Below are 9,283 nucleotides of genomic sequence, written 5' to 3'. Positions count from 1 at the left end.
AAAGATATATATATTTGACGATTATTTTATTAAAAAATTATTTTTATATACCCGAATTATGCGAATAAACTATCTGTATTCTATCCTGTATGTATTGTTTTTTTTGACGTCTTGTAATGAAAAAAAAGAAATTATTAATGGTAATATATCTTTGAAAATAGACGGAAGAATGCATACGAATATCTCTATGATTGGAGATGATGTATTACCTTTTTATAGCGATTTTGTTGCATCTGATTATCTTGTAATGAGAGAAGGTGTTGCAAACGATTTTACTTTGAAAGACATGAGAAAGTCGAAACAAGTCGACAAAACTATTTATGAGCTGACCGGAATTTATCAGAAAAATGGGATTGAGATTGAAAAGATCGTAAATATAATGGCTCCTGACTCTTTTCCGGGAATGTTGTTGTTTACTATTAAGTATGTAAATAAGGGAGAAAAGGAACCTGTTGTTACAGCCTGGGTGAATCATGATTTGTATATGGATCGTGAAGAAGACTCTGAGCCGGTATGGTCGTTGCAATGTAGTTCGACAAGTTCCAGAGGCGACTGGGTTTTACCTGTTACCCCAGGATTTTATAAAAAAAATTATATGGGGATGAATAATTCCGATTATGGCGGTGGAATACCTGTCTGCGATCTGTGGCGGAAAGACGGTGGATTTGCTATAGGCGTTACTGACGATGTGTTACGCTTAGTCAGTTTTCCGGTGAGCAGGCAGAAATATGAGAATAAAGCCAATGCCAAAGTTTTATATGAATATAGCTCTCCCATTGATTTTAAAAGGAATGATACAATATCGACTTATAATACATTTGTAAGTGTGCATACCGGCGATTTTTATAATCCTTTGCGTCAGTTCTCCAAATATATGCAATCTAAGGGCATGGAGTTTGCTGCTCCTGAGGAAGATGCTTTCGATGCAGTTTGGTGTGCCTGGGGGTATGAACGTAATTTTACGATGGATGAAATAAAAGCCACGTTGCCCAAAGTGAAAGAATTAGGTTTTAAATGGGTGGATGTAGATGATGGTTTTCAGGTTGCAATTGGTGATTGGGATATGAATAAGCGTTTTCCGGGAGGCGATAAGGATATGAAAGCTCTGGTAGATTTAATTCATCGACATGGATTGAAAGCGAAATTATGGTGGGCGCCTTTAGCCGCAGATCCTAACTCCCAACTGCTGAAGGAAAGTTCCAAAATGAAATTGCTGACGAAAGAGAGGCTTCCGTGCATGATAACCTGGTGGAATTGTTTTTATCTATCGCCTGTAAATCCGTATACCGAGAAATATACGAACGAATTGGTTGAAAAGTTTATTGGGGACTGGGGATTCGACGGACTAAAGCTGGACGGACAGCATCTCAATTGTTGTCCTCCCGATTATAACCCCCGAAGCGGATTAGATTATCCGGAACAGGCCATCGAACAGTTGCCTGCTTTTTACAAAGGTATTTTTGAAACGGCACGGAAAATCAATCCAAATGCTGTTGTGCAAAACTGCCCTTGTGGCACTGCCATGAACTTTTTCAATATGCCGTATATGAATCAGGCTGTTTCTTCCGATCCGTTATCCAGTTGGCAGATCAGACTGAAGGGAAAAGTCTACCGGGCTATCTTTGATAAAATAGCATATTATGCAGACCATGTGGAGTTGAGTGATAACGGAAACGATTTTCCTACCCAGATTGGAGTCGGAGCGGTAGTTGGCTCTAAATTTACTTATCCTAGAGATAATCCGGATGTAAAGATCTCTTATTTGTTAACTCCGGAAAAAGAAGCCTGGTTTAAAAAATGGGTTGGTATTTATAACGATAAGATGCTGTCAAAGGGTGAATATCTGAATTTATATGACTTGGGTTACGACAAGCCTGAAACGCATGTAATAGAAAAAGAAGGGAAGATGTATTATGCTTTTTATGCGGATGATTGGGATGGAGAGATTGTTTTAAAAGGTCTCGAAAATAAAAAGTATACAGTTTGTGAATATACCGATGATTCTTTGAAAAATTACCAGGTTGATGGTTCTGATCCGGTAATTAATATTTCCTTTAAAGGAAGCTATCTTATAGAAGTATATTAGCTCTGGTTTTGATTTATTTGATCTGAGTTATATTTTGTAATAAGGGGTAGGTTTTTTGTATAAAGTCTACCCCTTATTTTTTTCATTCTTCTTACTTTGATTTATAATGGATCATGATTTTAGTACAAAAAAATATGATTTTGTTGTGAGTACTTTTTATCTGTCATTCGTTATATATTCATAGGAGTTGAATTTGTCAGAAAAAATCACTAATAGGAATACATGGAAAATAAATATATAAAATTAATCATTGATTATTTGGAAGGACACTCTAATAAAGATGAAATAAATGAATTTTATGAGTGGGTCAATAAAAGCGATTCGAATAAAGAATTTTTTTTCGATATTAAAATGTTGTATGATGCAAATAAATCTCCTAAAAATCTAGACAATATTGATGAAAGTTGGGAGCGTTTATTTAAGAAAAAAACAGGAAAGAAACCATATTATTTTAATTTTTGGTATAAATGGGCTAGCTATGCGGCAATAGTATTATTTGCTGTCATGTTTAGTACTGTTTTCTTTTTAACTATTCTGAAAGATGGAGAGGGAAAAGGATTAAATACACGTTATATCGGTGGTGACGGTTTGGAAGCAGATATTGTCGAACTTCCGGATGGAACTCGTGTCAGTCTCGGTTCAACAACTACTTTCCATTATGCGAAGGATTTTGGTGAAAAAAAACGAATTGTTTACTTGGAAGGAGAAGCCTTTTTTGATGTTGCCAAACAAAAAAATAAACCTTTTATTGTAAAAACCCGGGAACAGGATATAGAAGCTTTGGGTACAAAGTTTAATGTAATGGCTTATTCTATGGATTCATTAGTAATAACAACATTATTGGAAGGTTCTGTCCGGTTGACTTCTGCTCATTTGTCAGAAAAAATAACATTACATCCTAATGAACAGTTTACTTATAACCGTAATACGAAAGTAAGTTCTTTGCAAAAGGTTGATGCCCGGCAGTTTGTATCCTGGACTTCGGGATATTACTACTTCCCCGGACAAAGTCTGGAAGTCATCCTTGACAGGCTGAGCCATGTTTATGGAGTAAAGTTCACTGTATTGTCGGAAGATCTCTACAAAAAGACATTTACCGGGACTTTTTATCGCGGACAAAGTATAAAGGATATCATGGAAATTGTCAATCTATCTATTCCGATCAAATATGTAATAGATGATCGTCATGTAACTATTTTGGAAATATAACTAATTGTTAATCTTTAAATTGTGATAAATATGAGTGAGTAAAAAACGAAAAAAGAAGGGAAAATCTTGCAGGATCCTCCCTTCCGGAAATGTAATCCAATTAAACTTCCATGGGCTGGAATTAGTGTTTAATCTTCAAACAATCAAAAGTATGAATAATCAACGTATAGTTGTTTCCGTAAATCTGAAAAGAACTATAAAAATTATGAAATTAACCATGTTAATGCTGATCGTCTGTTTATCACAGGTGGTAGCTGCTACTTATGCACAAACAGCGAAACTGAATGTTTCCGCTGAAAATGAAACATTGGAAAATGTATTGAAACAAATAGAAAAACAATCTGAATTTCTGTTTTTCTATAATCTGGAAGAGATCAATAAAAATGAAAAGATCTCTATTGTCAAGCAAAATGCTAATATTCAGGATGTACTGGATGCTATTGTTGCTAAAACCGGTCTGAAATATGTGATTAAAGACCGTCATGTCGTTTTAACGACCAAATCCTCATCTCCAGTTGGTGCTGTAACACAACAGGGGCGTAAGGTTACAGGTATGGTAAGCGATGCCTTTGGTCCTATAACAGGGGCAAATATTATCCAAAAAGGTACGACGAATGGTACGACTACCGATATGAATGGCTATTATTCCATAGAGGTGCCGGATAATGCTGTCTTGCAGATTTCGTTTATCGGTTATATACCGCAGGATATAGCTGTAAGAGGACGGGGGACGATTGATGCATTGTTGAAAGAAGATACGCAGGCATTGGAGGAAGTAGTGGTAGTTGGCTATGGTACAATGAAAAAGAAAGACCTGACAGGTGCTGTCGCTTCTGTTAAAATGGACGATACGCCGGTTGGAACTGTTTCTACCATTAGTCATGCTTTGGCTGGTAAAGCGGCTGGTTTGCAGGTTAGTGCGGTCAGTGCGCAACCAGGTGGCGGATCCACTTTCCGTATCCGTGGGGCCGCTTCTGTTAATGCCAGTAATGATCCCTTGATTATTATAGACGGTTTTCCAATAAGTACGCCGAATGAAGACAAAATTAGTACTGGTAAATATTCGAGTGGGACAACGGATAATATCCTGGCTTCTATTAATCCGAACGATATCGAATCTATCGAGGTTTTAAAAGATGCAAGTTCCACAGCTATTTACGGTTCACGTGCCGGCAACGGTGTGATCATAATAACAACGAAAAAGGGGAAAACCGGTGCTCCTACGGTAACGTATTCTGGAACAGCCAGTGTTCAAACCCTTGCTAAGTCTTATGATATGTTGAATTCAAAAGATTTTATGACTGAGTCTAACCGTTATCAATACGAGCAATGGATGAAAGATAATAGTATTGGTATTTATGGAGGGAAAAGTGTGTCCGATGCATCGTCTGTTTATGTTCCCCGTTATACGGATTCCCAGATTGCTAATCCGGCCAATAATACAAACTGGTTTGATGAAATCACCCGTACAGGTTTCCAGACTCAACATAATGTCTCGATTAACGGTGGTACCGATATGACGAAGTATCTGGTTTCCGGCAACTTCTTCAAACAAAATGGTGTGGTGAAGAATAATGATATGGAACGTTTTACTGGTCGTATGAATTTGGAACAGGTTGTCAGCAAATATGTAAAAGTAGGTGTAAACCTGACTTTGTCAAGAAACCAGACCAATAATGTGCCTTTAGGTGCCGGACAGTATGAAAATGCCAGTATTATGGTTGCTGCCGCTCAGTTCAATCCGGTTTTAGCAGTTAGGGATGAGAATGGTGAATATATCCTGAATGACGAAGCATCCTTTTTGCCTAATCCTGTTTCTTTGTTGGAAATAACTGATAAAACAACGAAAGAGAGATTATTGGCTACCTCTTTTGTGGAGGTGAAACCGATCAAGGAATTAACTTTAAAGGCTAATTTAGGGATCGATCGTAATTACCAGAAACGCAAAGTATATCTGCCTAAAACAACGCTTTACGGAGCTAAGACCGACGGACAGGCTAATATCGCGCAATATGATAAATCCGATTATCTGTTGGAACTGACAGCCAATTATGCAAAACAGTTTGGTGAACATAACCTGAATGCCTTGGCCGGATATTCTTTCCAACGTTTTACGGATGAGTCTTTATCGGCGGGTAACAGCCAGTTCCTGATTGATGGATTCTTATATAATAACCTGGGAGCAGGCGCTTACCCGAAACCAAGTGTGGGTTCTTCTGCTTCGAAAGATGAAATGGCATCATTCTTTGGACGTGTGAATTACTCTTTCAGAGATCGTTATTTATTAACAGCAACATTACGTGCCGATGGAGCTTCCAACTTTGCTAAAAATAACCGTTGGGGATATTTCCCGTCTGTGGCGGTCGGTTGGAGATTTACGGAAGAAGAATTTATGCGTCCATTGACGAATGTATTGTCTAACGGTAAGTTGCGTCTGAGCTTCGGGCAGACCGGTAACTCGAATATCGGTAACAAGGCGATCTCTTATTATAAAACCGGTAACAATAATGAGTTTGGGGATACGGAATCTGTAGGTGTTTACCTGGACCAGATGGGTAACCCTGATTTGAAATGGGAAACAACGACCGAATGGAACCTTGGCTTGGATTTGGGATTTTTTAATAACCGATTAAACGTAACCGCCGAATATTATCATAAAGTGATCTCAGACTTGCTGAGTGAACGCACTCTGTTATCTTACAATGAGGTCAGTAAAATAGCCGCTAATATCGGTGAAACGCAGAGCCAGGGTTTTGAATTGACTATTAATACTAAAAATATTGATACAAAAGACTTCAGTTGGAGTTCGGATCTTACATTCTCTTTATATCGCGATAAATGGAAAACCCGCGATGCGTCATGGAAACCGGCTGCCTATTCACAGTACAATGCTCCGCTTCGTTATTTTCATGGGTATATGTCTGACGGGTTGATTCAGGAAGGCGAAACTGTAGAGTGGATGAAAGGTGCTGTTCCCGGACAAGTAAAGATCAAAGACCTCGATGGTTATGTGTATAACGAGGACGGAACAATGAAAGTGGATAAACACGGTATTCCTGTAAAGAGTGGTAAACCGGACGGCAAGATCGACGAAGCCGATATGGTTATCTATGGTAGCAAAGACCCTGGCTATTTATTGGGGTTCAATAATTCGTTCCGTTACAAAAACTTTGACCTGAATGTTTATTTCTACGGACAGTTTGCCTTATGGAATATAGGTTCTTACAATGATTTGTGGCTGACAGGTGCCGATGGTATGACTGGTATCGTAAATATGTATCGTGGATATAATATGCCGGTTTCAGCAAAGGATGTTTGGGCTCATGATAATACGACAGCAACCCGTCCGGGATATTTCCAGGATAAGAGTCCTATTTCTGAAGCAGGCACAAGTACGGGTAAGATCGGTGACTATTATCTTGAAAAGAGTTGGTTTATCCGTTGTCGTAACATCACTTTCGGATATACGATTCCGATGAAGCAGTCGAAGAAAATTTTATCTAATATACGTGTGTATGCAGATATCAACAATCCGTTCACGATCACTCCGTATAAAGGGCTTGACCTGGAAACAGACAACTCCGTATGGGCTTATCCGAACGTTAGAAGTTTCAGTCTGGGATTGGATATAACATTTTAATTAAAGTCTAAATCGAGTATAATATGAAAAAGTTATTATATATAATATCGGTATTGTTAGCTACCACTGCTTTCTTACCTTCTTGTACAAATCTGGAATCAGAAATGTATGATGTGATTAATCCGAATATCTTTCCGGTGAATGAAGCCGATGCGAATGCGTTGGTAACGGCCGCGGCTTATGCTCCGTTTCGTTCTAACTGGTACAGTGGTCTTTATTCTGCCGGATCCGGAGGCATACATGTGACGGCTGAACTGACTACCGATATCGGTTATTGTCAGTGGAATGACTCTTATTATCCTGATTTGTTGGAAGTGAATTTCACCCCTTCTTCTCAATGTCCGACGTCGCCGTACAAAGACTATATTGGTTATATAGGTAAAATGACGTTGACTCTAGACCGTATTTCCGGTATCGATATGAAGGAAGAAACTAAAAAGCGGTTGGAGGCCGAAATTCTTTGCGGACGGGGATGGTTAGCTTATCTTCTGTATGATTTTTATGGACCGATCCAGATCCCGACTTTGGAACAATTGAGTAATCCGTTGGGTGAAGAGATTATTCCGCGTGTTTCCCGTGAAGAAATGGTTGCTTTTATTGAAAATGACCTGAATGCTGCGATTGCCGTATTACCGGGCAGCTATAAATCTTCGGACAGTAATTACGGACGCTTTACAAAGGGCTTGGCTTATACGGTACTCATGAAATTGTATATGCAGGAAAAAAACTGGACAAAGGCTGTTGAATGCGGACGTGAACTGATGAAACCGGAATACGGATATGAGTTGGTGAGGAATTACAAAGATATCTTTACATTGGAAAATGAAGGGAATGCGGAAACGATTTGGGCTGCCATTTGTAGTAGTAGTGTGAATAAGCAACTTTGGGTGGCGCATGTTCTTTCCAGCCAGTATCCGACAAAGAACGAGAGCATCCAGAAATGGGGTGGTTACCGTGTGCTGTGGGATTTCTATGAGACGTTCGATAAGAATGACAAGCGTTTAGAAGTGCTGGTTGGTGAATTTGTAGGAACGGACGGGAAACTTTACAATAAAGAAAATCCCGGGACGGTTTTGCAAACAGGTGCCATGCCGATTAAGTACGGAGAGGATCCGGCAGCTACGGGTGAAGAAAGCCAGATCGACTGGATCATTTATCGTTATGCTGATGTCATTACTTTATTATCTGAAGCAATTGTCCGTAATGGCAATGCCGTAACGCAGGAAGCTGTCGATTTATTGAATATGGTGCGTTCACGTGCTGGTATTTCTACATATAACTTTTCTGATATTAAAGGCGTCGACGATTTTCTGGATAAGGTTTTGCTGGAGCGCGGTCATGAGCTTTGGTTTGAAGGTGCCCGCCGTACAGACTTGGTTCGTTACGGGAGATATATTGAATATGCCCGCAGATACAAAGGTTCTGTTACTGCACAGGACTATATGAACCTGATGCCTTTACCGCAGTCTGTAATAAACGAAAGTAGAGGGACAGTTATTCAGAATCCGGGCTATTAACAGGAAGGTTTTAGTAACTGAATAATTTATAGGGGGCTGTCTGACAAGTCGGAGACAGTCCCTTTTTTTATCAATAATTTTGTCGTTGTTTTTTTTATGTAAAAAGTGCGTTTACCCTATCGTATTAAAAAAATCATTAGTTAAAAAAGAACTCTTTCATGTGTCGTTTCGAGATTTTTAATATGTTTGCAATATGGATGTAAGAGATCAAACGACAGATTGCTATCAGCGCATATACCTTGAATATGCTCCAATGCTGCTTCGTTTTGCCGGAAAATTTGTGTCTGATTTCTTTGCAGAAGATATAGTCCATGATGTTTTCCTTAAATTGTGGGACAAGCAGGTTTTCCTTCTTCCTGATGATGATCTGAAAAGAATTCTTTATACTTCCGTTCGCAATGCCTGTATTGATCATTTGCGCCATGCAAATATAGAACAGGAAATACTTGATCACCGTTCTGTGCAGCTTAAATTAGATGAGTTGGACTATTTCGAGTCGTCCGACGAACTTTTTATGCGTAAAGATCTCCTGGCTTTTTTAATGAAGAAGGTCGAAGAGTTACCGGAACGCAGCCAGGAAATTTTTCGTCTTTCTTATATGAAGGGAATGAAAGCAGCTGAAATTGCCGATCAGTTGGGTTTGTCTGTTCGTACCGTTGAAAATCAGTTGTACCGTTCATTACTTTATTTACGTAAACATTGCTCTCATTTATTCTTTTATCTTTTTACCCTGATTTAAAGCGCTTTATTATTTTATTTTAAAAAAAGATTGTTTTCTTGTGAGTATTTTTTTTCCGCCATGCGTTATAAGTTCATAAAGGACTAAGTCAC

The 9,283-nt window shown here is 38.8% G+C and carries 5 protein-coding genes; all 5 read left to right on the top strand.

Features of this window, described 5'->3' with window-relative positions:
• Nucleotides 1-169 precede the first annotated feature (169 nt).
• The gene (locus DWW23_RS19315) at nt 170-2,086 is read left to right on the top strand and encodes a glycoside hydrolase family 36 protein (protein WP_158583213.1); all 1,917 of its coding nucleotides are present in this window, start codon (nt 170-172) and stop codon (nt 2,084-2,086) included.
• A gap of 222 nt (nt 2,087-2,308) precedes the next feature.
• Complete coding sequence (locus tag DWW23_RS19310; protein ID WP_122355198.1) at nt 2,309-3,295, top strand: FecR family protein; 987 nt, start codon at nt 2,309-2,311, stop codon at nt 3,293-3,295.
• A 151-nt stretch (nt 3,296-3,446) separates the two neighbouring features.
• Entirely contained in the window at nt 3,447-6,935 is a 3,489-nt protein-coding gene (locus DWW23_RS19305; RefSeq protein ID WP_122355196.1) for a TonB-dependent receptor, read from the top strand.
• A gap of 23 nt (nt 6,936-6,958) precedes the next feature.
• On the top strand, nt 6,959-8,452 hold the full coding sequence (locus DWW23_RS19300; RefSeq protein ID WP_122355194.1) for a RagB/SusD family nutrient uptake outer membrane protein: 1,494 nt from the start codon (nt 6,959-6,961) through the stop codon (nt 8,450-8,452).
• Nucleotides 8,453-8,645: 193 nt separating this feature from the next.
• A complete protein-coding gene (locus DWW23_RS19295) occupies nt 8,646-9,191 on the top strand; it encodes an RNA polymerase sigma-70 factor (protein WP_122355192.1) in 546 nt (181 codons plus the stop codon).
• Nucleotides 9,192-9,283 lie beyond the last annotated feature (92 nt).

This window comes from Parabacteroides sp. AF14-59, from assembly GCF_003479515.1.
Taxonomy (GTDB): Bacteria; Bacteroidota; Bacteroidia; order Bacteroidales; family Tannerellaceae; genus Parabacteroides; species Parabacteroides faecis.
Note: the sequence above shows the minus strand (reverse complement) of the source record. Positions and strands in the feature narration are given on the sequence as shown.

Bases quoted from the DNA above. Each gene is read 5' to 3' on its own strand.
- DWW23_RS19305 (WP_122355196.1), top strand. From the start codon at position 3,447: ATGAATAATCAACGTATAGTTGTTTCCGTAAATCTGAAAAGAACTATA.
- DWW23_RS19315 (WP_158583213.1), top strand. From the start codon at position 170: ATGCATACGAATATCTCTATGATTGGAGATGATGTATTACCTTTTTAT.
- DWW23_RS19300 (WP_122355194.1), top strand. From the start codon at position 6,959: ATGAAAAAGTTATTATATATAATATCGGTATTGTTAGCTACCACTGCT.
- DWW23_RS19310 (WP_122355198.1), top strand. From the start codon at position 2,309: ATGGAAAATAAATATATAAAATTAATCATTGATTATTTGGAAGGACAC.
- DWW23_RS19295 (WP_122355192.1), top strand. From the start codon at position 8,646: ATGGATGTAAGAGATCAAACGACAGATTGCTATCAGCGCATATACCTT.